Source organism: Bacillus sp. JJ1521 (assembly GCF_036965165.1).
Taxonomy (GTDB): Bacteria; Bacillota; Bacilli; order Bacillales; family Bacillaceae_L; genus Ferdinandcohnia.
In genome coordinates this window covers 1588-24959 of sequence record NZ_JBALOX010000130.1, presented here as the reverse complement: position 1 = coordinate 24959, position 23372 = coordinate 1588, and the positions used below count along the sequence as shown (strand labels likewise).

At 41.1% G+C, this 23372-nt stretch carries 25 protein-coding genes; 4 read left to right on the top strand and 21 right to left on the bottom strand.

Annotation, left to right across the window (positions count from 1 at the left end):
• Positions 1-298: 298 nt before the first annotated feature.
• The 4 genes from V7147_RS17265 to V7147_RS17250 all read right to left on the bottom strand — a co-directional run bounded on the left by V7147_RS17265 (position 299) and on the right by V7147_RS17250 (position 5045).
• On the bottom strand, positions 299-1702 hold the full coding sequence (locus V7147_RS17265) for a S8 family serine peptidase (protein WP_335369073.1): 1404 nt from the start codon (positions 1700-1702) through the stop codon (positions 299-301).
• A 328-nt stretch (positions 1703-2030) separates the two neighbouring features.
• On the bottom strand, positions 2031-2666 hold the full coding sequence (locus V7147_RS17260; RefSeq protein ID WP_335369072.1) for a response regulator transcription factor: 636 nt from the start codon (positions 2664-2666) through the stop codon (positions 2031-2033).
• Complete coding sequence (locus V7147_RS17255) at positions 2659-4497, bottom strand: GAF domain-containing sensor histidine kinase (RefSeq protein WP_335369071.1); 1839 nt, start codon at positions 4495-4497, stop codon at positions 2659-2661. Before V7147_RS17255 ends, V7147_RS17260 begins: the two co-directional genes overlap by 8 nt.
• A 386-nt stretch (positions 4498-4883) precedes the next feature.
• Complete coding sequence (locus tag V7147_RS17250; protein ID WP_335369070.1) at positions 4884-5045, bottom strand: hypothetical protein; 162 nt, start codon at positions 5043-5045, stop codon at positions 4884-4886.
• A gap of 287 nt (positions 5046-5332) precedes the next feature.
• On the opposite strand from V7147_RS17250, the gene V7147_RS17245 reads away from it, so the two are divergent.
• The 3 genes from V7147_RS17245 (at position 5333) to V7147_RS17235 (ending at position 10449) form a co-directional block, all read left to right on the top strand.
• Complete coding sequence (locus V7147_RS17245) at positions 5333-6931, top strand: SWIM zinc finger family protein (RefSeq protein ID WP_335369069.1); 1599 nt, start codon at positions 5333-5335, stop codon at positions 6929-6931.
• A gap of 12 nt (positions 6932-6943) precedes the next feature.
• Positions 6944-9673: a DEAD/DEAH box helicase gene (locus V7147_RS17240; RefSeq protein ID WP_335369068.1), complete on the top strand. Its 2730-nt coding sequence runs from the start codon at positions 6944-6946 to the stop codon at positions 9671-9673.
• A 650-nt stretch (positions 9674-10323) separates the two neighbouring features.
• Positions 10324-10449: a hypothetical protein gene (locus V7147_RS17235; protein ID WP_335369067.1), complete on the top strand. Its 126-nt coding sequence runs from the start codon at positions 10324-10326 to the stop codon at positions 10447-10449.
• 173 nt (positions 10450-10622) lie between these two features.
• Here the strand turns inward: V7147_RS17235 and V7147_RS17230 are convergent, their stop codons facing one another.
• The 8 genes from V7147_RS17230 to ssb all read right to left on the bottom strand — a co-directional run bounded on the left by V7147_RS17230 (position 10623) and on the right by ssb (position 15977).
• A complete protein-coding gene (locus tag V7147_RS17230; protein ID WP_335369066.1) occupies positions 10623-11246 on the bottom strand; it encodes a hypothetical protein in 624 nt (207 codons plus the stop codon).
• A 99-nt stretch (positions 11247-11345) separates the two neighbouring features.
• Positions 11346-11855: an RNA polymerase sigma factor gene (locus V7147_RS17225; protein ID WP_335369065.1), complete on the bottom strand. Its 510-nt coding sequence runs from the start codon at positions 11853-11855 to the stop codon at positions 11346-11348.
• 84 nt (positions 11856-11939) lie between these two features.
• Positions 11940-13121, bottom strand: a complete 1182-nt coding sequence (locus V7147_RS17220; protein ID WP_335369064.1) for a hypothetical protein — start codon at positions 13119-13121, stop codon at positions 11940-11942.
• 15 nt (positions 13122-13136) lie between these two features.
• Entirely contained in the window at positions 13137-13967 is an 831-nt protein-coding gene (locus V7147_RS17215) for a hypothetical protein (protein ID WP_335369063.1), read from the bottom strand.
• Complete coding sequence (locus V7147_RS17210; RefSeq protein ID WP_335369062.1) at positions 13964-14653, bottom strand: ABC transporter ATP-binding protein; 690 nt, start codon at positions 14651-14653, stop codon at positions 13964-13966. Before V7147_RS17210 ends, V7147_RS17215 begins: the two co-directional genes overlap by 4 nt.
• Positions 14654-14664: 11 nt before the next feature.
• A complete protein-coding gene (locus V7147_RS17205) occupies positions 14665-15030 on the bottom strand; it encodes a GntR family transcriptional regulator (protein WP_335369061.1) in 366 nt (121 codons plus the stop codon).
• Positions 15031-15423: 393 nt separating this feature from the next.
• A complete protein-coding gene (locus V7147_RS17200; RefSeq protein ID WP_335369060.1) occupies positions 15424-15600 on the bottom strand; it encodes a hypothetical protein in 177 nt (58 codons plus the stop codon).
• Between the two features lie 35 nt (positions 15601-15635).
• A complete protein-coding gene (gene ssb / locus V7147_RS17195) occupies positions 15636-15977 on the bottom strand; it encodes a single-stranded DNA-binding protein (protein WP_335369059.1) in 342 nt (113 codons plus the stop codon).
• 433 nt (positions 15978-16410) lie between these two features.
• Between ssb and V7147_RS17190 the strand changes: the two genes are divergently transcribed.
• A complete protein-coding gene (locus V7147_RS17190; RefSeq protein WP_335369058.1) occupies positions 16411-16848 on the top strand; it encodes a YwpF family protein in 438 nt (145 codons plus the stop codon).
• A gap of 27 nt (positions 16849-16875) precedes the next feature.
• Here the strand turns inward: V7147_RS17190 and V7147_RS17185 are convergent, their stop codons facing one another.
• From V7147_RS17185 to V7147_RS17145, 9 genes are all read right to left on the bottom strand, one after another.
• A complete protein-coding gene (locus V7147_RS17185) occupies positions 16876-17244 on the bottom strand; it encodes a hypothetical protein (protein ID WP_335369057.1) in 369 nt (122 codons plus the stop codon).
• 345 nt (positions 17245-17589) lie between these two features.
• Positions 17590-18024: a 3-hydroxyacyl-ACP dehydratase FabZ gene (fabZ, locus tag V7147_RS17180; RefSeq protein ID WP_335369056.1), complete on the bottom strand. Its 435-nt coding sequence runs from the start codon at positions 18022-18024 to the stop codon at positions 17590-17592.
• Between the two features lie 124 nt (positions 18025-18148).
• Positions 18149-18445 carry a DNA-directed RNA polymerase subunit beta gene (locus V7147_RS17175; protein ID WP_335369055.1) on the bottom strand — a complete coding sequence of 99 codons (297 nt, stop codon included), beginning with the start codon at positions 18443-18445 and terminating at the stop codon, positions 18149-18151.
• Between the two features lie 87 nt (positions 18446-18532).
• Complete coding sequence (locus V7147_RS17170) at positions 18533-19375, bottom strand: flagellar hook-basal body protein (protein WP_335369054.1); 843 nt, start codon at positions 19373-19375, stop codon at positions 18533-18535.
• 72 nt (positions 19376-19447) lie between these two features.
• The gene (locus tag V7147_RS17165; protein WP_335369053.1) at positions 19448-20284 is read right to left on the bottom strand and encodes a flagellar hook-basal body protein; all 837 of its coding nucleotides are present in this window, start codon (positions 20282-20284) and stop codon (positions 19448-19450) included.
• Between the two features lie 150 nt (positions 20285-20434).
• The gene (locus V7147_RS17160; RefSeq protein ID WP_335369052.1) at positions 20435-21436 is read right to left on the bottom strand and encodes a rod shape-determining protein; all 1002 of its coding nucleotides are present in this window, start codon (positions 21434-21436) and stop codon (positions 20435-20437) included.
• A 149-nt stretch (positions 21437-21585) separates the two neighbouring features.
• Positions 21586-21861, bottom strand: a complete 276-nt coding sequence (spoIIID, locus tag V7147_RS17155) for a sporulation transcriptional regulator SpoIIID (RefSeq protein ID WP_010677153.1) — start codon at positions 21859-21861, stop codon at positions 21586-21588.
• Positions 21862-22331: 470 nt separating this feature from the next.
• Entirely contained in the window at positions 22332-22859 is a 528-nt protein-coding gene (locus V7147_RS17150) for a chromate transporter (protein WP_335369051.1), read from the bottom strand.
• A partial coding sequence (locus tag V7147_RS17145) for a chromate transporter (RefSeq protein WP_335369050.1) occupies positions 22856-23372 on the bottom strand: 517 nt, incomplete at its 5' end. The genes V7147_RS17150 and V7147_RS17145, both read right to left, overlap by 4 nt.

Below are 23372 nucleotides of genomic sequence, written 5' to 3'. Positions count from 1 at the left end.
GTGAAGTGCAGGCTCCGAATGGTCTTCATAAAACTTATGAAGGACTCTTTGAATCTTTTTTTCTACTAAAGTGCCTTCATCACGCTTATGAAGGACTTTCCGAGTGAAGTGCAGGCTCCGAATGGTCTTCATCCAGTCGATGAAGAGCTGTTCACCCAGGATTATTGCTGAAATTCCTCTTCATCCGGCCTATGAAAAGAAATTCGAACAAGATTCCTGCCTAAAAGTCTCTTCATTCTATTACTCGCTAAAAAATGTCAGGGACGCGAGGTTCTGCCCCCGCGTCCCACCGCACTCACTACTTCATTTCGATTGCCTTCTTCACTGCCGCATATGCATCGACATAGCCTGCGCCCACTTCCCATTCCTCATAGCCTGGCATTGGTATCGCAGTGTCTTCGATAATCTGCTTAATCGCAGCCGGTGACAACTGTGGATTTGCTTCCAGTAAAAGGGCAACAATACCAGCGACATGTGGTGTTGCCATCGATGTGCCGCTCATGATCGTGTAAAAAGGAACATGCAATGGATTTAAGGTTTGTATGTCCTGTAAGGCCGCTAATGATGAAATCGGTGCAATCGCCCGTGTGGACACAATATCCACGCCTGGTGCCGTAATGGTCGGAGCGTCTTTCCACGTCCACTCCTTGCCATCCAATGTAAAAGTACCACCAACATCTTTTGTTCCTCGTGAAGAGAAGTCTGCTAAATTTAGACTACTGTCACCCGCTGCCACCGAAATCACCCAAGGTGCCTTGGCATACGGATTATGAGTATTCTCACCCGGCCCTTCATTTCCCGCTGCAAAAAGAACCGTAATCCCTGCATCATACGCTTTTTTACTTGCAATATTAATCGGGTCATTCGAGTCAAAATCACCGGAAGATCCCCAAGAATTTGTGATCACACGTATATTGTATTTATCCTTATTTTTAATCGCATAATCAAATCCACTAATACCATCAAGAACAAACAGCGCCGCACCGGAACCATATCCAATTAAGTTCGCGCCTGGTGCTACTCCTTCATACTTGCCGCCCGACTTTGCGCCCGTTCCGCCAACCGTCCCCGCCACATGTGTACCATGCCCGGAGTTCGTATCCGTATTCGGCACATTTTCGAGGTAGGTAATCGGAAGAATTCCTGGTGCCAGGTTCGCCAAATTCACAGACCCAAGCACGTTTTGCACAAGATGTTTTCCGAAAAGATGGTCGCCATGTGTCCCGTCAACGCCACTATCATTGATGACAACCCCCATTCCTTTACCTGTTAAAGGCAAGTTCCCATTAATGAGCTTGATTTCCTCATCTGCCCTGACACGGTCTACACCCGTAATATCTGTCGATGTTTCATTGAAATACTCTAGCTTTCTATTAAAATAGATCGAGCGGACCTCATTACTTTGTGCGAGTTTTTCAATTTGCGATTTCGTTGCGACAATTCCCGAAATCGGCAGATTCTTCATTGTAACGCCGGACTTGATTCCAAGCATTTTTAACAGATTCAACTGATGCTCTTTCGGCGCTCCGTCCCCATTGAATGTCACGATCACCTGCAAGGAACTGACCTTGTTCCAAAGCCCTTCTAACGTAGGGTCAATGACCGCTGAACCCGTCTCAACTGCGGAGACTGTCTTCTTTTCTTGTAAAAATGTTGGGATAACTAATAAAAATGCAAATAATACCACAACTAACTTTCTCATTTTATACCCCTTTCAATTTTGGTTTGTAGCTTCCTACTCCCATTATCGAGCCCCCGCTCCATGATTTCTATTCCACAAAGGTTGTAAAACCCGCGTCATAAGCAGTATTTCTTATTATACAAAAGACATATTTTTGAAATATTGCATAGAAAACTTTAAAAAAAGTTACATTTAGGAACTTCCAGCATAAAAAAAGCAACTGTCTCCAAAACGGAAAACAGTTGCTTACTTTGAAATTCAATTACTTTGGGCAAGGAACCCACGGAACCACAGGGACTGTGGATTCCCCTTGAACGTGGAACCACAAGAACCGTCCCTCTGGTCCCTTCTACATCGGCACAAGCTTGTTTTGCACGGCGTAGATGACGACTTGGGAACGGCTTTTGACGTCGAATTTTTTGAAGATTTTGCTGACATGAATTTTTACGGTTTTGTCGCTAATGAAGAGGCGCTCGGCGATTTCTTTGTTGCTCAGTCCCTCCACCAGGCATTGAAGGACTTCCGTTTCACGCTCTGTTAATGCGTTGTCCCTCGGTTGTTCATGCTGTTGTTGATGGAAATTGAGGAGCTTTTTCGTCATCGATGGATGAATTACAGACTCACCGCGTGCGACTGTTCGAATCGCTTCCACCACCTGTTCAGATGGAGCATCCTTTAACAAATACCCATCAGCACCCTCACGAATGGCAGCCATAAAGTACTCATCATGGTTGTGCATTGTTAGCACTAAGATTTTAATCGAAGGATAATCTTTCTTCAAAATGCCAGTCACTTCTACCCCATTTTTCTGGGGCATATTGATATCCATTAAAATCACATCAGGCTCACAGATTGGCACCTTCTGAATTGCATCATCACCCGAAACTGCCTCGCCGACAACGCGAATATCGTCCTCTAGCTCTAAAATATTCCTAAGTCCGTCACGTAACACAGCATGATCATCCACCAGCATAAGCTTAATCAATAGCACTACCTCCTTCGAGTCCCATTTTTGGGACAGTTAATGTAATATCCGTACCTTGGCCCTCTTTTGTGTCAATTTGAAGAGTGGCGCTAATTTTTTCTGCAGCGTCATTCATGTTCAAAATTCCAAAATGAGGGTTGTTTTGAGCCTTCACCATTGCCTGAAACAATGAAAAACCGACACCATTATCTTTAATCTTTAAAATAATTTGCTCCTTCTGATAGCTTAACAGAACTTCTATTTTTGTGGCCTGCGCATGCTTGATCGTGTTTTGCAGGCTCTCTTGAAAAATATCAAATAATTCCTTTTCAACCATTGGGCTAAGTGGAACCTCCTGGCCTCTAATATCAAACGAAAACTGGATTGTGTACTCATCCTTTACCAAATCAATTCGTTTTTCAATCGCAGTGGAGAGCCCAACCCGCTCAGTCGGATATGGACGCAGCTCGTAAATTGATTCACGCACTTCCCGTAAACTAAGCCTTAATTTATCCATACTTTCACGAATAAGCTTTCTTGTTTCATCGGGATGACGATCGAATTTTCGTTCAGCCGTCTCAAGCTTCAGAACCGCCCCAGCCAAGGTTTGAGCAACCCCATCATGGATGCCCCGGGCAATTCGGTTTCGCTCCTCAAGGATAATTCGTTTTTCTTTTTCCTCGATTAAAAGCCTTGTCTTCACCGCAACGGCAAGCTGATTTGAAAGGGTCGCAATGGAATGGATTTCGTCATCCTCAAAGCTCCGCGATCGACTTTTCGCAACAACTAACATCCCGATTGTCTCATCCTCAACGACCATCGGTGAGTACACAAATGCCTTCATATCCTTTTTAAAAAACTCATCAATTGGACCAAGCTTTTTTACCCTGTCCTGATAGACAATCGGTTCTTTTTTTCCATCAAAACGAGCTAGCGCTTCACCTGTCAGTGTATCTTGCGGCGTCACTCGACCGTCATAGTATAAAATTTTCCACACATCGTTTTCCTTGACCCATAGCATAATCGCCTGTACATCCACGATTTGTGAGAACGTATTTTTAAACGTATCAATCCAATCCGTTGAATGGATTTTCTTGTTAACCCTCGTTGTGATCTCAAAAAGTGCATTCAACCTTTTCTTTTCATTTCTAAGGGTTGAAATAACCGAATACAATAACGAGATCGCCACCAAAGGCGAGAAGAAAAAGAACAGGGAGAACTCGTCAACCCTTCGACCGCCAAGGTAAAACATCATCGCTCCATATACTAATGAGACCGCCACATTGCCTAATTCAGTCATCGTTTTGGTTTTAAATAAATAGAATGTATAGGCTTGCGGACGAATTAGCAAAACAATATCAACGATTAGATTATTTATGATAAAAAATAGGGTGAGAAAAAGAATATATGTACTAAATCCCGATAAAAAATCACTGCTTGATGATAGAACTTGAACCACATCGGTATGTGATAATATGTATTCTGCTAAAAACACGCTGGCTGCTAACTGTGCCGGGTTAAACAGGACAAGCCTTAAGGGGCGCTGGTGGAGAATGTTAATCGCAAGTACGATCCCTGCATAGATAATAATAGGGTACGAAATCCCAAACAACTCATACATGACGAAGATAAATGGGAAAGTGATTGTCGTTTGACCCCTCAATAGTGGTATAGGGTAATATTCCGTTATTGCTAAAAATGCGGTAAGCAATAGAAGGATGGTAATTTTATCTGTTGGTTCAAGATGAAAAAACGCGTTCACCACGGCAGCACAGCCTAGCACTGTAATAAAAATCATATAGAATTTCGCATAATTCTCACGTCTTTGAGAGGACACCTCTGGTAGCTTCACATCGCTCCCCCTTATCATAACATTCAGTTAATTGAGCTTATTATTCTTATCATAATATATGTATCAAAAAAAAATCACAAACCAAACTGTGAAGAACGATTTTATGTCAAAAAATTAGACAAACCCAACAAAAACCCAGACTAGTCGAATGGCTTGAAAACCACTGACCAATGCTGGGTAACCACAAACACCGGTTAATGTTTGTGGTAATAATTATGTCAAAAAAACGAGAAAATTTCTATGACCCAAATTTATTATTTCTATACACCAAAAGTATTACAACTTGTCCTTGAGAATGAAAAAAACTGTCCCCTTCTTGGTAGACAGCTGCCGATAAGCGCCTGTACCACCTTAAATGTTGTCAAATCAGGCAGTAGGCAAAAGAATTATGTTGTTGGGTATCCTTTAATATCATTTGCTAAGTCTTGAATAAATTGCTTCATGTCGATTTCTGTACTTCTTTCACCCTTCATATAGGCACGAATTAATGCACTTCTCACCCTATTTTCATCAATCGAAATATCATGTTCCAAAGATTTATGATCCAATTTATGTTCACTCCTAGTTGAAAAAATGGACCGGTGAAGGATGGAGACGCCTTCACCAGGCACTTTGGGAGAAAATGATAGCTTGGGAGGTTGGATGGAGAAACCAACTCTTCCAAGTAATTACTATACATGTACGCAAGAGACTTCTTTTTTGCGACTGTCTAACCTGAAAAATTTCAAAATTGAGCTAAATATCATACGCTTTCCAAGACCAAAATCCCAATTTGCCTTTATTTGATGTATAATATAGTGATATAAATTTTTGCGCCGTCGGGAGTGAAACCACTTTGCTTCAAAACGATATTCCAAAGGCTGCGGTCATGCATTTTTCCGAAAAGCTTCGTGACATGATCACATTCAATAATGAAGAAGACCGCAATTTAATCAAAAAAGGACTAAACCTCTACCGTCAGGGGAGTGCTTATAATGTCATATATAACGGCCAAACGCTTGAAGGACGTGTGCAGGACGTCACTCCAGTTGATGTCACACTTGATCTTGACTTTTTAGAAATGAGCAGTTGTACATGCCCGGATCCTTCCTTTTGCCGGCACCGGATGGCTCTATTTTTCTATATGTACGCAAGTGTTGACCGAGTCGGGTCCCTGCTTCAACATTGGAAAGACGGCAACGAACCAAAGCCTACATTAGCTTCCATTCCTGTGAAAAAAGGAAACGTCTTGCATCGTGTGGAGTATAAGGAGAACTCGCTTGAAAGCTGGCTAACCCTTTTTAACAGTGAATACAAGCGATTTGAATCAGGTCACCGGGAGAAAAATGTTTATTTTTTCGCGACCTTGTATCATTCCCTTTTTCAAGCCTTAAAAAGGAAGGCGCCTCGTTCTGAGGAACTCAAACGCTTGTATCACATCCATGCGGCTCTTTTTTGCATTCAAAAAACGGTCGAGTTGCTCGATCTAATTGAAGTGCGAAATTACCAGGTGGACACGTATATTAAGCCATACTTTCATAATTTCACGGACGTTGTGCTCGATAACTCGCTTGAGATGAGGAAATTGTCACTCCCATTTTCACTTGACGGGTTGCTTGAAGATAGCATCGAACCTGTCCGCCAGACACTTCTTTCTGAAACTTTATTCCAATATGAGCGCATGCAAATGTACCGTTTGCTTTGGTCAACCTTTTTTAATCGAAAAAAATGGCTCGAAATCGAAGAAAACGCATTGGACACCGAAAACCCAGTGCACCAGATCGCCTATGCCCATATCCGGTTTTTGCAAAAGGACGACACGACTGCAATCGAAACGATGAAAAAACTCGGACATTCTGCAACACCGTATAGCTTCTGGTGGATTTCCTATCTATCTGAAGCAAAAAATTGGGACCGTGCTCGCCCTTGGATTGACCATGCTTTGGATGGAATCCAAGACTATATTTTTGGCATTCAAAGCTATGAAGGGCGCCGCCACATGACAAGGCTGTTTTTGCAAAACATCATGACGTATTCTGATGAGCGCGATTCATCCGTTTATGTTAAGGCGCTGAAACAGTTACTTCCGTACAGTTATGTAGAATACAGCGACTTTTTGCTTGATACGGAACAATTCCGGAAATGGGTCGAACTGCAAATCATGGTCGGCTATGATGTCGATGACATGGATCGCAATATATTAAAAGAAATCGAGACCCATGACCGTTCGGCGTTGCTCCCTCTTTACCACCAAGCGGTCGCAAAGGCGATTGAGGGGAAAAATCGACCAAGCTATAAAAAGGCCGTTAAATATTTGCGAAAACTCCGTACACATTACAAAAAAATAAAACAAGAAGACCGTTGGGACGACTATATTACAAAGCTTGCCGCTGTGAATAAACGATTACGTGCCTTCCAGCAGGAGCTGCTTCGGGCATCGATGATAACAGAGTAAAGGGGTGAGATGATGACACTTTTAATTCACGCAGAATGGGATTCGGAAAAAGGATGGCATGTCTGGTGCACAAATGAAGATGGCTACGAGCTTGAAGTGGGCGAGTGGAAGCAAAATCTTTTTGCCTGGCATGAGTCCAGTTTTTACGGAACCTTCCTTGAAGAGAATGATAATGCCGTCCGCCTTTCACCCTGGCAGGCATTTACCTTTTTTGCTGAATTGCCCGTCAATTCACATGTCCAAATCGAGCTTAGTGAAAATACCGAACATTATCACGAGGTTTCGAGCAACCTGCTACCACTTATTGAAGACGGCGATTTCATGCCTGATTTCGATACTTGGCGCGAGAACGAACGCTTTGGCTGGAGGCCGATCGATACAGAGCTAACTGGATTTGCAGCGGAATGGTTTTCTGAAGCAGTGACTGACTGGATTCAATCTGACTCCTCGCTGTCCGACGCCTGGGAAGAAATTACGGAAACCTTCCCTCTTGTAAAAAGTACCGCCGGCGCTGAGTCCGTCGTAGATGAAAACAATTGGCTTGAACGTATTGGTTGGAAAGAAGATCATACACCCTTTGATGTCATGCTTCAGATCGAGGAGCCAGAGGTGGATAATGGGGCTTGGATGCTTCAAACAGTGCTTCGCAAGAAAGAAAAACCTCATACACTGTATACCAGCATGCCACCGGAATGGAAGGATTTTGCGGGCAAAATTGAGAGCGATCAAACCATGTGGTGTAAGCTCATACCTTGGCTTCGTGATGAGGAAGGAATTATTCACGAGCTAACGGAACGCCAGGCCTGGGACTTTTTAACGGAGGCAAGTACAAAGCTTATTGAGGCTGGAGTCGGTATCCTCTTACCAGCCTGGTGGCAAGCCATCAAGGATGCGCAACTCGCTATTAAAGCGAAGGTCAAAACGACTGCTGGCGGTGGCCGTCAATCCTTCGTTGGGTTGCAGTCGATCATCAATTTTGACTGGCGTTTTTCAACAAATGGTGTTGAGCTTTCCGAGGAAGAATTCCTGTCCCTTGTGAACGAGCAAAGACGATTAATCAACATCCGCGGCAAATGGATTAAGCTTGACCCAGCATTTATCAAACAGGTTCAGTCGATTCTAGCACGTGCAAACAAAGAAGGACTCCATGTCCGTGATGTCCTTGAGCAGGAGCTGCTTTCGCTTTCTGAAAAAGCAGAACGTGAGGAACAAGAAGCGGCAGGAGCATTTGCCGGTGTACAAATTGAACTCAATCGCCACCTGTCGCAAATGATTACTCAGCTAACCGATGTCAAGGAGATTCCACAGGCTTCCATTCCAGACACGTTCAAAGGTGAGCTCCGCCCTTACCAGCAACAAGGTGTTGATTGGCTCCTATTTTTAAGGAAGTTTGGATTCGGAGCCTGCCTTGCCGACGATATGGGGCTCGGAAAAACAATCCAAATGATTGCTTACTTTTTATCCGTCAAAGAAAGTGGTGCAAAGCCTGCGCTCATCATTTGCCCAACATCCGTCCTTGGAAACTGGCAAAAGGAGCTTGAAAAATTCGGACCGGACTTACGTGTCCACCTTCACTACGGCTCGAACCGTTTGAAGGGTGAAGAGTTTGTGGAAGGAGTCAGTTCTGCCGACATCGTCCTCACCTCCTATGGGTTGTCCCATTTGGATGAAGAGGAAATTTCCGCTTACGACTGGGGCACGGTTTGCTTGGATGAGGCGCAAAACATTAAGAACGCGCAAACCAAGCAGTCACGCGCGATTCGCAAATTAAGAGGCGACCATAATATTGCCTTGACCGGGACACCAATGGAAAACCGCCTGACGGAGCTTTGGTCAATTTTTGACTTTATCAATCGTGGCTACTTAGGCAGCCTCGGCGGCTTCCAAAAACGCTATGTGTCCCCCATTGAAAAGGACCATGATGAGGAAACAATTGCTCAGCTTCAGCGCTTAATTAAACCATTTTTACTAAGACGTACAAAAAATGACGAAGCTGTTGCATTAAACCTACCGGATAAGCTTGAGCAAAAGGAATATTGTCCGTTAACCGTTGAGCAGGCATCGATTTACGAGCAGCTTGTGAAGGATACATTGGACCAAGTTGAACAGCTTGCAGGCATGCAGCGTAAAGGGTTGATTTTAAAAATGCTTGGTCAGTTGAAACAGGTCTGTGACCATCCTGCGCTTTATTTGAAGGAACAGAATCCTTCGAATGTGGATGATCGCTCCGTGAAAATGGAGAAGCTTCTTGAACTCGTCGATCATATTCGTGACCAGGATGAAAGCTGTTTGATTTTCACCCAATATATTCATATGGGCGAAATGATTCAGGATGTGCTTCAAAAACGCTTTAACGAATCTGTAAGGTTCTTGAACGGAAGTGTCGCGAAAGTACAGCGAGACAAGATGATTGAAGGCTTCCAAAACCGTGAGTTCAATATTTTAATCCTGTCACTGAAGGCAGGCGGAACCGGATTGAACCTAACGGAAGCGAACCACGTCATCCACTACGACCGCTGGTGGAACCCAGCCGTCGAAAACCAAGCAACCGACCGTGCCTACCGCATCGGTCAAAAGCGCTTCGTGCACGTGCACAAGCTAATCGCCACTGGCACACTCGAAGAAAAAATAGACGAAATGCTCGAGAAAAAACAATCCCTGAACGACGAAATCATCACCAGCGAAAACTGGATCACCGAACTGTCTACTAGCGAGTTGAAGGAATTACTAGGGGCGTTTTAGATGGGCCGGGATTGGGGAAGGGGCAGGTTCACTGTCCCAGTTCTAATATAATGTGCTAGCAGTATACATGTGACCAAGATCTTACGGCTTGATATAACGAAAACTGGAGTATCCGTATACCAACCCTTGGAAACTTGCATTGTGATATACCGCAAATGAGCTTATCGGTATATCGAACGGGTGAAACTTACTCTGCGATATACCGCAAACGGTAGTATCGGTATACCAACCGCGGGAAACTTGCTATGCGATATAACGAAAGCGACCCTACCGGTATACCGGATAGGGGAAAATGCCCGTCTGATATACCGTAAATGCGTTTATCGGTATACCGACCGGGAGAATTTGGCCCTTTGATATACCGCAAACTAGTTTATCGGTATACCAACCAATGGAAAATGGCCCCGTGATATACCTCAAATGCGTTTATCGGTATACCGACCGGGAGAATTTGGCCCTTTGATATACCGCAAATGAGCTTATCGGTATACCGACCGGAGAATTTTTCCCTTTGATATACCGCAAAAGAGCTTATCGGTATACCGACCGGAGGATTCCGGCTCTGCGATATGACGCAAACCAACTAATCGGTATATCAACAGCACATAAACAACATCCGGTATACCGCAAAACCAAAGGAGCTGATTCATTTGGCAGAAAAAACAACCAAACCAAAGAAAAAGACGAAAAAATTTGTGCCAAGTGAAAAGCACAAAGACAAAACCGAACCTTGGCAAAGATTCTACCATTTAGTCGAGGAAAAACTAAAGAAATGAGTAACGGGTGGTGACTGTTGTCACCACCCGTAGTTTGTGTTGGTAAACTTTCCTTAATGCGAAGTTCATGTCCACTACGGTACAATCCCCACTATCAAGACGCAAGTCTCCAATTTCTATCCTCCATAACGCAATTAACAAATCTATAACGCAATTCCATCAATCACACTCTATTAATTTACCTTCAAATCATCCTCATACTGCTTATAAATGACATATCTCTGCATTCCACGTGTTTTCTCAAGCGCCTTTCGTATCTCGGCGACGTACTCGTCATGATTACCAGCCTTTTTCGCAATTCCCGCAGCCAAAGCATGCTTCATCCACTCCGACTTCACCTGTTTACCAAGCTCTGCTGCCTGCTCCAATTTGCCCTCTTCCACAGCAACAATTGCCTTGTAATATGCTTTATACTGCAGAGGTTTGATATTCTCAATGTCCTTTTTCGCTCGCAAAATATCATCCTCATACAAGGCGTATAAAGTTTTAAAGATCGCCTGCCTGGCTGGCTGCTTATATTTTCGAAGCAACACCTCCGTCGCTTCCTTCACATCCTGGTCAATCCGATTGCCCATCCCGTAATAAAGCTTAAATACAGGATTTTTTCTTCGTTTCCTAAGAAAGGACTCTATCTTTTCCACATTCTTCTCCCAATAAATAGGATAAACAAATAAGTAGGTGGAAAGAAAAACGATGACAATCATGCTTATAATCCAACCCGTTGGTTGACTTACCTCCAAAAACGCGGTCATAATTCCTAATAACAACGCGACTCCAAACAAAACTACGTATCTCATACCCTTCATCCTCACAAAATTATGATTATTGGATAATTGTACCGTATTAGAACAACATAAAAAAGACCAATCATGTCTTTTCCATGATTGGTCCAAAGCCTATATGATTGCCTCATTCTCATATACTTTCTTCAACAAACGCTTACCTCTAAAAAGCTTATTTTTCACAAACGAAATGTCTTTATCCAACAAATGGCTGATTTCACTATATGAATAATCACCAAGATAATAAAGGGATAAAGTTTGTTTGTAATCCTTTGGCAATGACTCAAGATGTTGATGAAGTCTTTCCCTATCAAACTTTTCCACTATTTCTTTTTCAACCGTTTCATTGGCCGAATACCGTAATTCTTCAATATCATCCATTAAAACGGTAGCTTTCACGACCTTGCTGCGAAGATAATCGATACATTGATTTCGGGTAATTTTGTACAACCACGCTTTCATCTTTGAAGGGTCTCCTAAGAATTCAAATTTCAAAAATATCTTCAAAAATACCTCTTGCATAATATCATCTACTACGGCCCAATTTCGTACATATCTAAACGCAGCAAATCGCAATTCAGGCTCATATTCACTGATAATTTGTTCGATTTGATGGTTCTCCATTTTTTCTCACCCTATTTTAGTGGGACGAGGGACCTGTCATGAGTATCCCTGGCTAGAAACCTGTGTCCAGCAGCATTTGACCCACTACTTTATATCGCTAAAGTAAATTCGGTATTCTTTTTGATCTGATTTTTGACTTTTGATAATTAGTTTTCCTTCGTATAGTGATTCACCTGTATTTATATCACCGATGGAAAGGATATAGCCATCATTTGTTGAACTGATGATATAGATTTTTTCATCTTTTAGTTTTACAAAATATGAATTCTCGGAATCCCCGGATTGTCCGACTTTAAATGTCTGTTTCTTATCCCACTTCTCTGCTTCGATATCATATTGAATGACCTCTACCCCATTTACCGATAGAACTGGAATATATAGAATGGAGTTTGAAACAATTGAGTTATCTAGAACTCCCGCAAAGTCTTCAGGCAGTTCCATTTTTACTGCCTTATTATTTTCTATATCGTACACCATGAGTTCATTAGCGATGTTGGTCGATTCACCGTTATCATCATTATATTCCTCGGCCTCTACCTTAAAAAGCAGGTAATTTTGTGGTTGACTCGAATAATAGTCATTGAATACCCTAAATCCTGACCATCCATTCTCAACTATTGGAGAAGAGTAGATGACTTCTTCATTTGTTACCTTCTTCCCTTTTAGATCAATAGTGTAGACAGTAAAATCCTCACCGCCATTTATGCGAGAAGCCCTTGTGATTAGCTTCAGCTTTCCGTCCAAAATTTGAATATCAACCATATCAACCCAACTATAATCACTGTTTTTAGGTAGATCAATTTTCATTGAGGTAGATTCTTTTGATTTCTTATCCAAAACATCAATGTCGAAATAGGAATTTACAGTAGAAGCATTTATACTCCTGCCCTCAATGTTGGCATATATTAAAAGACTTTCATCATCATAAAAGCTAGATGGAAACAAATACTTTCCACGCATAAACTGCTTGTAATTCTCAATTAATTGATTAGAATACGAATCAAAGCCATGACCAGATAATTGTTGAAAAACCGATCGATTACTTAAATTAGTTGTTTCCCCTTTGGAAATAAGAAAGCTTTGATAAATGTCTCCTACTTCATATTGTGCATTTAACACTATATTTTCCACTAAACTCTCATCGCCACTTACTTTTTCAAATTCTACTTGTATGTTCTCAGCCGCTAAGCTAGATTGTATTAAATAACTGCCAAGTACGATAACTGTCACAATACTAAGTGTGATAATTTTCCAATATCGCTTCACTTTGCGTACCCCCCATCAAACCCTGATTTTTTTATTTAGAAGATAATTGCCGACCCAAATAGCCGCAGCCCAAATAAGTAACACAACTACAATTTCCAGATAAAACAGTTCATTCAAATAAAAATAGTTACCCAACATGAATTCATTGACCAATATTGGTGCTAAAAAGAAAAGAACAGAAACCGCACAATAAAGAATTCCAAGAATAATTCCTTTTAAACGGTAGGAGCGTTCAAATAATATAGCTGTAAAAACAATACACACACTTGCCATTCCAGCACCATAGTACAGGATAAAATCCATAAATGATTTTGGAAATAACACCAGCAAATAATCAGAATTTGTAATTTCCCCTAATGTAAAATCAATACGAAACTCCCCGGGAACCATCCACTGTAATACTTTGCTTTCAAACGGTATTAAAACCAATTGCACTGCAAGCAGGCCTAAAATAAACAGTATTATCGTTGTCGCTTTTGCCAAATATACATTTAACCGAGCTGTTGGCAACACCAGCAAACGATAGCTAAACGTGTTCTTCCCTAGCCAATCCCTATACCAAATAAAAAACACATAAATGAGTAAAGTTGCCCCACAAAGCATGATTGGACTAATAAACCAAAGGGATTGTGTAAAATCGATAAATGATATTTTTCCATTTTGTAAAATAAAATCACTTTTAGAAATCATATCTTTAAATATAGCTTCATTTGCACGACTTACATATCTATTAGACATATAGATAATTCCAATTACCTGAAAAAGTACTGTGACCCCAACTAAAACAAGAAACAACTTAAGAAAACGAGAAAACTCGAAATTTACTAGTTTCAAATAACGATTCATCCCTTATACACCTCTCTCATCACATCGATAACCGATTTCCCTTCATTCTCTCTGACTTCCTCGGTATCGAATTCTCTTAACACAACGCCGTTATCTAGCAAAACGACCTTATCAATTAAGTGTTCAATATCATTGATTTCGTGCGTTGTAATGATCACACCACGGTCCTCAATTAAATGACTCGTGAATACTTCCGCAATCTGTTCACGACTAAAAATATCAATCCCTGAAAAAGGCTCATCCATGAGGACATAGTCGACATCCAAGGCTAGCCCTAGGATCAGGTTTACTTTTGCCGTATTTCCCTTTGATAGTTCAGAGATCCGGTCGGTTTCTTTTAATCTAAAAAATTCTAGTAGCTCATTCGCACGTTTCGGATTCCAGGAATCGTAGAAATCCGCCATAAACGTGAAAGCCTCTTTTATTTTCATTTGCGGTAACATAGTAATTGTATCTGGGATAAAGGTAACTTTTTCATAGCTACCTTTGTGAATTTTCTCTCCATTAATGAGAATTTCTCCGCTATTAATGGGTGTTAATGCCATAATCGCTTTCATAATCGTTGTTTTACCGACACCGTTAATCCCGATCAAACAAGTAATCTTTCCTTTTTCAGCAGTAAAAGAAGCCCCTTTTAGCACTGTCTTTCTGCCAAACTTCTTCGTTACATTTTTTACTTCGATCACACAAATCCCCCCTATTCCTTCTCATACTCTTTTTCAACTAGATTTAAGACCTCTTCTAGAGGCACGTTAATCGACCGAACGGATTGAATAAATGTAGAAACTGCATCCAAAATCAATTCCTCGCGAACCATTTTCAACACCACTTCATCCTTTGTAATGCGACTAGGTAAATTTCCTTCCGTAAAAATCAACCCTTGTTCCTCCATTTCTTTATACGCACGCTGCGCCGTATTTGGATTAATCTTCAACCGATTCGCTAATTCCCTTCTTGACGGAATCTCCTGACCTGGTTCAAAAAAGCCCTTCGCAATTTGCTCCTTAAAAAACTGAATGACTTGCACGTACACAGGATCCCGATTGTTAAACTTTACATCCATAGACCCAACTCCTAAAATTCATCTCCCTGTATCAAGGGGGTAATACACCATTTATAAAAAGAAGAACTGTATCAAGTACACCATACAGTTATGATAAAAAAATATTCCGTGTATCAATAGGTTAATACACATTGTATTATATGATTAATACACTACCAATGTCAACTATATTTAAAAAATATTGACAATAAGGAACAAATGTTCTATTATTAAGTTAAGAAAAAAGCCAACCATGTTGTGACCATGATTGGCAAATAAATGAGGAATCACCGAAGTATCCGTCTATCTCTAGAGGAACCATTTTTGAAAAGGCGGTTGGGGCTTCTTGTTGCGGGGTACATGGATAGAAGGCTTATTTTTCATATCCTGAATCTCTTTTTTATAGATTTCATATTATAGCTGTTTCCCTTCTAACATATTATTGATTTGCAAAAGTCGTTCATTATAGGTTCGATCAATCTGATCCATACGATCACCTATTTGACCTTGTAAAGTTTCTAGATGTAATGCAATTCCCATTGCAAGCTTATTGAGCTTTTCATGAATCGACATTAGTTCATCATTGTTCATACTCATATCCTCCTAAAGCTTAATCACCTAGAATCTTATCTTTCAACGAGTTCTCGTGGCTTTCCACCAAGAAATTTCACTGAGTCTGCTAACACTTCAGTCACATAGACCCTTTTTCCTTCATTGTTTTGATAGTTACGTGTTTGGATACGCCCTGTTACACCTAGAATGGATCCCTTTTTACAAAAGTTTGCTGTATTTTCGGCCGTTTTTTGCCACAGTGTGCAATTCACAAAATCCGTTTCGATTGCTCCACCAGCACTTTTAAAATTTCGGCTAACCGCAAGTGTCACATGGGCAACTGCTTTTCCTTCTTGGGTGTAACGTAAATCAGGATCCCGGGTAAGTCTTCCTACCAAAATTACTTGATTAATCATACATTTATCCTCCTTGATTAAATCTAACAAGGCTATCATACTTCACGTTTTGACATAGGTAAAATTAGGAAAAAATAATTATCATAGGTAGTTTTTCTTTAAAAATGGAAATTCCCCACAATTTTTTCGATTTTCAAACTGAAAATTTATCAAAACCAACAATTATCTAAATTTCTACAAATTTTTTTTCACGTTAGAACAATCCGGTTCATTTCCGCTTTTGGTTCATATAATAAACAGGTAATATGCTATAATTTAACTAAATCAAATACGCCTTAGCGTATTTGTGCCCAGATTTTTTCGAGCATGCTCGAAAAACTTCCTTTAAAAATCTGAGGCATCCGCCGGAGGCTTTAACTTAATTCAGCAGAAGTATTGTACTTCTGTTGAATTAAGTTAAAATAGTACGAACGAAATATAAGGGGGTAGGGATTTGAAGACATTTAGATTGGTGTCACTTATGGTTCTTCATCAGAATGAACAGCCAAACCGGATTGAGGAAATACCGTTAATTGATGGATTGATCATCAATAAAGAAGATGGGGAAAACAGTTGGTTTGTCGAGGCGTTTATTGAAAAATCGTATAAAGAGCTTTTCGAAAAGGCAAAACAAGACAACGCGAAGCTAAATCTTCAAGTAACCATTTCAAAAAAATCAAATGATCCTGCCTCTTTAATGGGCGAAGTTAAGATTATCAAGGAAATGGAAAATAGCGTGAGTGTCCTTTTAGACGGAAATTTACTGCCAAGCCGACTAAACATGGCCGAGATTGTTCTAACCGACCTTATCCACCAAGGCTTACAGGGTGAAGGTCTTCTTACTGAATTCAAAAACAGACTCCAAGAAAAGAAAAAACCAATACAAAGTTAAAAAGGCGGGGCAATCCCGCCTTTAAACTTATTTTCCTCCACCTGTACCACCGGCGCCTGTACCGCCAGCACCACCTGTACCACCAGGATTTACGCTATTATTGTTACCATTACGATCATCATCATCATTGTTGATATCAAGATCTCCGTCATTGTTTTCATCCTCAACGACGTCTTGATCTCCAGGATTCATGCCATTGTTATCAGGAACTACGTCTTCCTCTGGAGTCACATTGTTATCCAAATTATTGTTATCCAGATTGTTATTCAAATCCTCACCAGGTGTTTCAAGTCCGTCATCCTCTGGAGGCGGATTTTGGTCATCAGCGTTACAGCCTGTTATTAAAAACACTGCAAGGAGCGACCCCATTAGCTTTAAGAACCATTTGTTGTTCATTGCATATTCTCCTTTCTGTTTTCTTCTAAGTATTTTTGTGACCGTTTTGGTCTTTGCTTAGCTTTCCCCGAAGATTAAAAATGTATCAAAGAAATTACATTTCGTCCAAAATAAAAATCAAATGCGCCTTGGTTTATTTGCGCCCAATTTTTTTCGAGCGAGCTCGAAAACTTTCTCTAAAAAATCGTGGCATCCGCCGGGGGCTTTAACTTTATTCAGCCATCGTTTGAACTCAACCTAAGTTGTAAACTTCTACTGCTCTACCCACCACTTAAAAAGTTAAGGGTCTTCTGAATAAAGTAAAAAACCAGATGGTTTCATCCCATCTGGTTTTTTAAGACAAACTTATTCTGTTTTATCACCTAATGCAAACATGATTTCCGTTTCACAAACAAGCTCGCCATCCACTGTTGCAATGCCTTTCCCTTTACCGATAGACCCGCGAAGACGAGTGATTTCCACCTCTAGACGAAGTTGATCTCCTGGGACAACCTGCTTTTTAAAACGGCAGTTGTCAATTCCAGCAAAGAAAGCAAGTCGGCCTTGATTTTCTTCTTTTTTCAGCATCGCCACCGCACCCACTTGAGCCAATGCCTCCACGATTAAAACACCCGGCATGACTGGGTATCCAGGAAAATGTCCGTTGAAAAACTCCTCGTTTGCCGTTACATTTTTAATACCAAGTGCACGTTTTCCTTCTTCTAATTCAAGAATCCGATCGACAAGTAAAAACGGATAGCGATGTGGGATAATTTCCTTTATTTCATTAATATCATACATAATTTTCAATTACCTCCTCTATGTATAAGTCGAACTTATAATGCTTATTATAATACAAGTATTACGGAAAGTTGTAAACCTCATCGGCGACGTTAAACCAAAAAAAAAGAAGGCCTAAGCCATCTTATTTTTCTGCATCTTTGTTGACCAGATCCACGATATGCTGCCATGTATCCTTTTTCAAGGCATCGCTCGGATTGCCATCCCCAATGACTCCGTAACCTACAACCACACCAATCATGACACTGGCTGCAAAAAGAACAACAACTAGCAAAAGTCGTATCCAAATTGGAATTAAGCGGATTCGAAGTTTTCCTTCGCGCTTCTTTTTCGGCTCTTTTCCTGTATTCTTTTCTTCGTCACGCGCCTTTCGAAAATCTTCGCGCGATTTTACTTGTGTATTGTTAAGTTCACTTGTCACTGAGATTACCCCTTATCTTTAGGTTGTTCCGAGTTCCGCTAATTCTGCCTTAACCTATAGTATCTACGTATGAATATTTTTTATCACTTATCGAATGCCATTTACAAGTCCCATCATCTGGTCTGAGATGGAGATTGATTTTGCATTGAACTGGTATGAACGTTGGGTTAGCATCAGGTCGGACATTTCTGTTGTCAAATCAACGTTTGATTGTTCAAGTGCTCCTTGCTGCACACTAACTCGTTCACGCAAAGCACCTTGAAGAGAAACGAATACGTCATCTGCTGCGATTCCAAGTCCCGCCAAATCAGGTAACGCAAATTGATTTTGTCCTACTGCCTGAAGGAGTTGCGGTTTATTGATTTCTACAACTGACAGATTAAAGGTTTGAGGCGCACCAGCCTCTGGAACAACTGTTAACTCCCCGTTTGCAGAAATTTTTATTTCCTTAAAATTGTCAACAAACACAATTGGCTCCCCGTCTTGATCTAAAACAGGATGTCCACCACTTGTCACAAGGGAAACGCGATTTGTACCATCATTCGCAGGAGACAAATAAAGGGCACCATCTCTTGTAAAACGAGGATACTGTACACCGTTTTCATCCACTAACACTTGTAAAAACTGATTTTCCTTTGTAAAGGCAATATCAAGCTCACGATCCGTTGTTTTAATTGCACCTTGGGTCATCATCGTATTCGTATGACCGAGTCGTGCACCAACGCCCATGCGAATTCCATTCGGGGTTACGCGACCTTCCTCTTGCGCATTGACCGGTTGATTGTTGAATTGTTGGGATAAAAGCTCACTAAAGTTGACCTGGCGTTTTTTATACCCAGTCGTATCAATATTAGATAGATTATGCCCAATTGTATCAAGCTGTTTTTGCAGCTGGCTCATCGTATTTGTTGCCGTAATCATCGTGCGCATTCAGAGGCCTCCCTTGTTTTCTTTATGTCTAGCTCAAGACGCACCATAATTGGGGCGAGACTTGCGCTTTTCTTATAATCTTCCAATCTCGTTAACCGCTTTGTCCATACTCTTATCATATGCCTGCAGAACCTTTTGGTTGGCTTCAAATGTACGGTATGCCGTCATCATTTCGGTCATCGCCTGTGTCACATCCACATTTGAACCTTCAAGGAATCCTTGTTTTAACGTATAGGACACTTCAGGATTTACCGCTGCATTTGGAAGTTCTGCACCATCGTTTGTTCGATACAGTCCATTTCCTTCTTTAATCAGATTCAATGGGTTTTCAGAAAAAGCAATGCCGAGACGTGACCCGGTTTGGCCGTTAACCAATAGAATTCCATCAGCTGCCACGTCAAATTGATCATTTTCAAGTGCGATTCGATTTCCATTTCCATCGAGCACATAAAAACCTTCGTTTGTTGTTAAATATCCTTCTGGGTCAACTGTGAAGTTTCCGTTTCTTGTATAGCGTACATCACCGTTTGCATTTTGTACCGTAAAAAACAAGGAGCCCGGTTTATTTGTTTCCGCATTAATTGGCAGGTTTCCATTCACCAATGCGACATCTGTTGCAAGTCCTGTTTCGCGGATATCTCCTTGCTTAAACAGCGGAATCATTTCCTGCATGTAGACACCTGTGTTAAGACCGCCGATGGTGCTTGCTGTACGAAGGTTGCCGCCGTTTTTAGCAGGGCTTTGTACCCCTTCAAGGCGTTGCATGAGCATTTCTGGAAACGCACGTAAAGAACCTTGGTCCACTTTGTATCCAGGAGTATTGGCATTTGCAATATTGTTCGATAGCATTTCTGTACGACGTTGCTGAGCAAGCATTCCAGCTGCTGCAGAATAAAATCCACGTAACATGAACTCACCTCATCTTTATCCGAATATATACCTAGTTTTTATTATAGTAGGAATTCCCTATTTCTTCATCTGTAAAATTTGCCACACCTGAATTCTTTTGAAAAAAGTGGGAAAGGACCTGCCATTTCGGAAAGGTCCTATTTCATATATTTAGACTAGTTTTCTGCGTGGTAGCTTGTCCAAGTTCTCAAGCATGATGCCTGTTCCGATTGCCACACACTCCATTGGATTTTCAGCTATTAATACAGGAACACGTAATTCCTCTGCTAAAAGTTGATCCACACCGTGAAGCAATGCTCCACCACCAGTTAAAATAACGCCACGGTCAATGATGTCTGCAGAAAGCTCAGGTGGTGTTCTTTCAAGGACACTTTTCGCAGCCTGTACAATTGCAGAAACCGGTTCACGTAGTGCTTTTTCAATTTCATCAGATTTGATTGTTAATGTACGTGGTAAACCTGTTACCATGTCGCGTCCACGAATGTCGATTTCTTCATGACGTGAATTTTGGAAAACAGTCGCAACCTGAATTTTAATGTTTTCAGCCGTTCTTTCCCCGATTAATAGCTTGTACTCACGCTTAATATAGCTTAGGATTTCCGCATCAAAGGTGTCCCCAGCCATTTTAATTGATGAGGCGGTGACAATATCGCCCATTGATAATACAGCCACATCTGTAGTACCACCACCAATATCTACGACCATATTTCCGCTTGGTTGGAAGATGTCCATTCCTGCCCCAATCGCAGCAACTTTTGGTTCTTCCTCAAGATAGATTTTCTTCCCGCCGCTTTTTTCAGCAGCTTCCTTGATTGCTTTTTGCTCAACAGAGGTAATGTTTGTTGGGCAGCAAATCAAAATTCTTGGCTTTGAAAGAAAGCCTTTCACATTTAACTTATTAATAAAATGCTTAAGCATCGCTTCTGTTACATCAAAATCAGCAATAACTCCGTCTTTTAATGGTCGAATCGCCACAATATTTCCTGGTGTACGACCCACCATGCGTCTTGCTTCTTCACCAACAGCTAATACCTTGCCAGTATTCTTATCTAATGCCACAACAGATGGCTCGTTCAATACAATTCCTTTACCTTTTACATGAATAAGTACGTTCGCAGTTCCTAGATCGATACCGATATCCCTAGCTAACATTTGGGTAACTTTCCTCCTTGCATTTGGTTCACAAATGCACATTATTTTCCTAATTATATATTGTATCACAATTTGTCATTTAAACTAGGTATTTTGTAAATTTTTTGTAGGAAAATGTCGTAAATACCAGGAGGAAAGACCCAAGGATGTTATTTCACTGGTTCTTCTTGTAGCTCCTCTTCTTTTTTATACTTTAGTTTTGTCGCTTCTCCACCCCGTAAATGCCTTATTGATTTATGATAATCCAGTATTTCTTTTACTTCGTTTGCCAGTTCGGGATTGATTTCAGGTAGCCTTTCGGTTAAATCTTTATGGACAGTACTTTTGGAAACTCCAAATTCTTTCGCAATGACGCGAACTGTTTTTCTTGTCTCCACGATATACTTTCCAATCTTGATAGTTCGTTCTTTGATGTAATCGTGCACACTACTCGCCCTCCCTATGTGGATGTGAGAAGTGTGAAATGAGACGCGTTCTTGCTTCAACGAAGAAGTCGTTAGTTTGGATAGTAATCGAATATGGATTGCTGGATCTTTGAAGACGGTATACGCCCCCTCACCTCAAACACTCTCTTTGTTAGGTTTGTAACATTTTATTAGCTTGGTTGAGGGATTATGCTATAAAACTCAAGAGGGACAAGGCTTTTATCAAAATATTTTTAAAAATGGCTTGTTTTTTCAATTTGGACAAGTCATTTTGTACTTTGGACAACCCGTGTTCATTTGAAAATCCGACTTTGATTTTCGTTCGCGCGGAGAAGGCGCTCCGAAGGATTGGTTATTCCTAAAGTTTCTGTTGGCGCATTTTCGACCATATCATTCGTTTTTCCCGTCAAATCGATTATTTCCTGAGGAATTTGTCGGTTTTGGTTAACTAATGTATGAAATTGTAAATCTTATAACAATACTGCCCCATATATGAGCGACCCGAAGATCACATACGCGGGGTGGACCTTCCATTTTTCAAACAGTAAAAAACTCAATACCACTAAAATAATTGTATGCACCAAACCCGCATCCACATACGACTCCTCGAAAAAGCGATACGCCATTGCTCCTAGTAGAACAGCAATCGTTGGTCGGATATAGTTTGTCATCCGTTTAACTTTCGGGGAATGCTTAAATTTTTTCAAAATGCTTAGCAAGCCAATCATCAAAATTAACGAAGGAGCAACTGTCGCGAAAACGGCTACGACCGCACCCAAAATTCCAGCTTGCTGAAACCCGATATAGCCCGCCATTTTTGTGGCAATTGGACCCGGCAACGCGTTCCCGATTGCGATAACTTCACTAAACTCATGAACCGAAAGCATGTGATAGCGATGGACGACTTCATTTTCAACAAGCGGAATGGACGCAGGGCCACCACCATAACCAAGAATTCCCGGAATAAAAAAGGCAATAAAAAGCTGCACATAAATCATCCTTGTTTCTCCTCCTGCTTGTCTTTTTTCAACAAGGCTATCAACAGTAAGACGCCTACTAAAATGCCTGGATGTATACCAAGTATAATTAAAACCAGCACACTCACCACTCCGAACAAAATGGCTTTCGTCCACCCCATTCCTTTTTTTGCATTCATAAAAAATTCCCATGTTAATGAAGCCAGCATGACCCCTACCACTGCTAGCACGGCCTTCGTCATTCCCTGCACCCAATTGAGGTCTTTGAAAGAGGTTAAGGATGTCAATAATATAATCATTAATAAAATGGTTGGGACGGAAGTAGCTAAGACAGCATTGATCATCCCAACCCAGCCGCCGACTCGATAGCCGATGTAGCCTGCCATTTTTGTATTAATTGGACCTGGGAGTGTGTTCCCAAGCGCAAGGATATCGCCAAAATCGTCGTCATTTAGCCATTTGTATCGCTCCACCACTTCTTTATGAACAAGTGGAATGGATGATGGACCACCGCCATATCCTAGTAAGCTTACT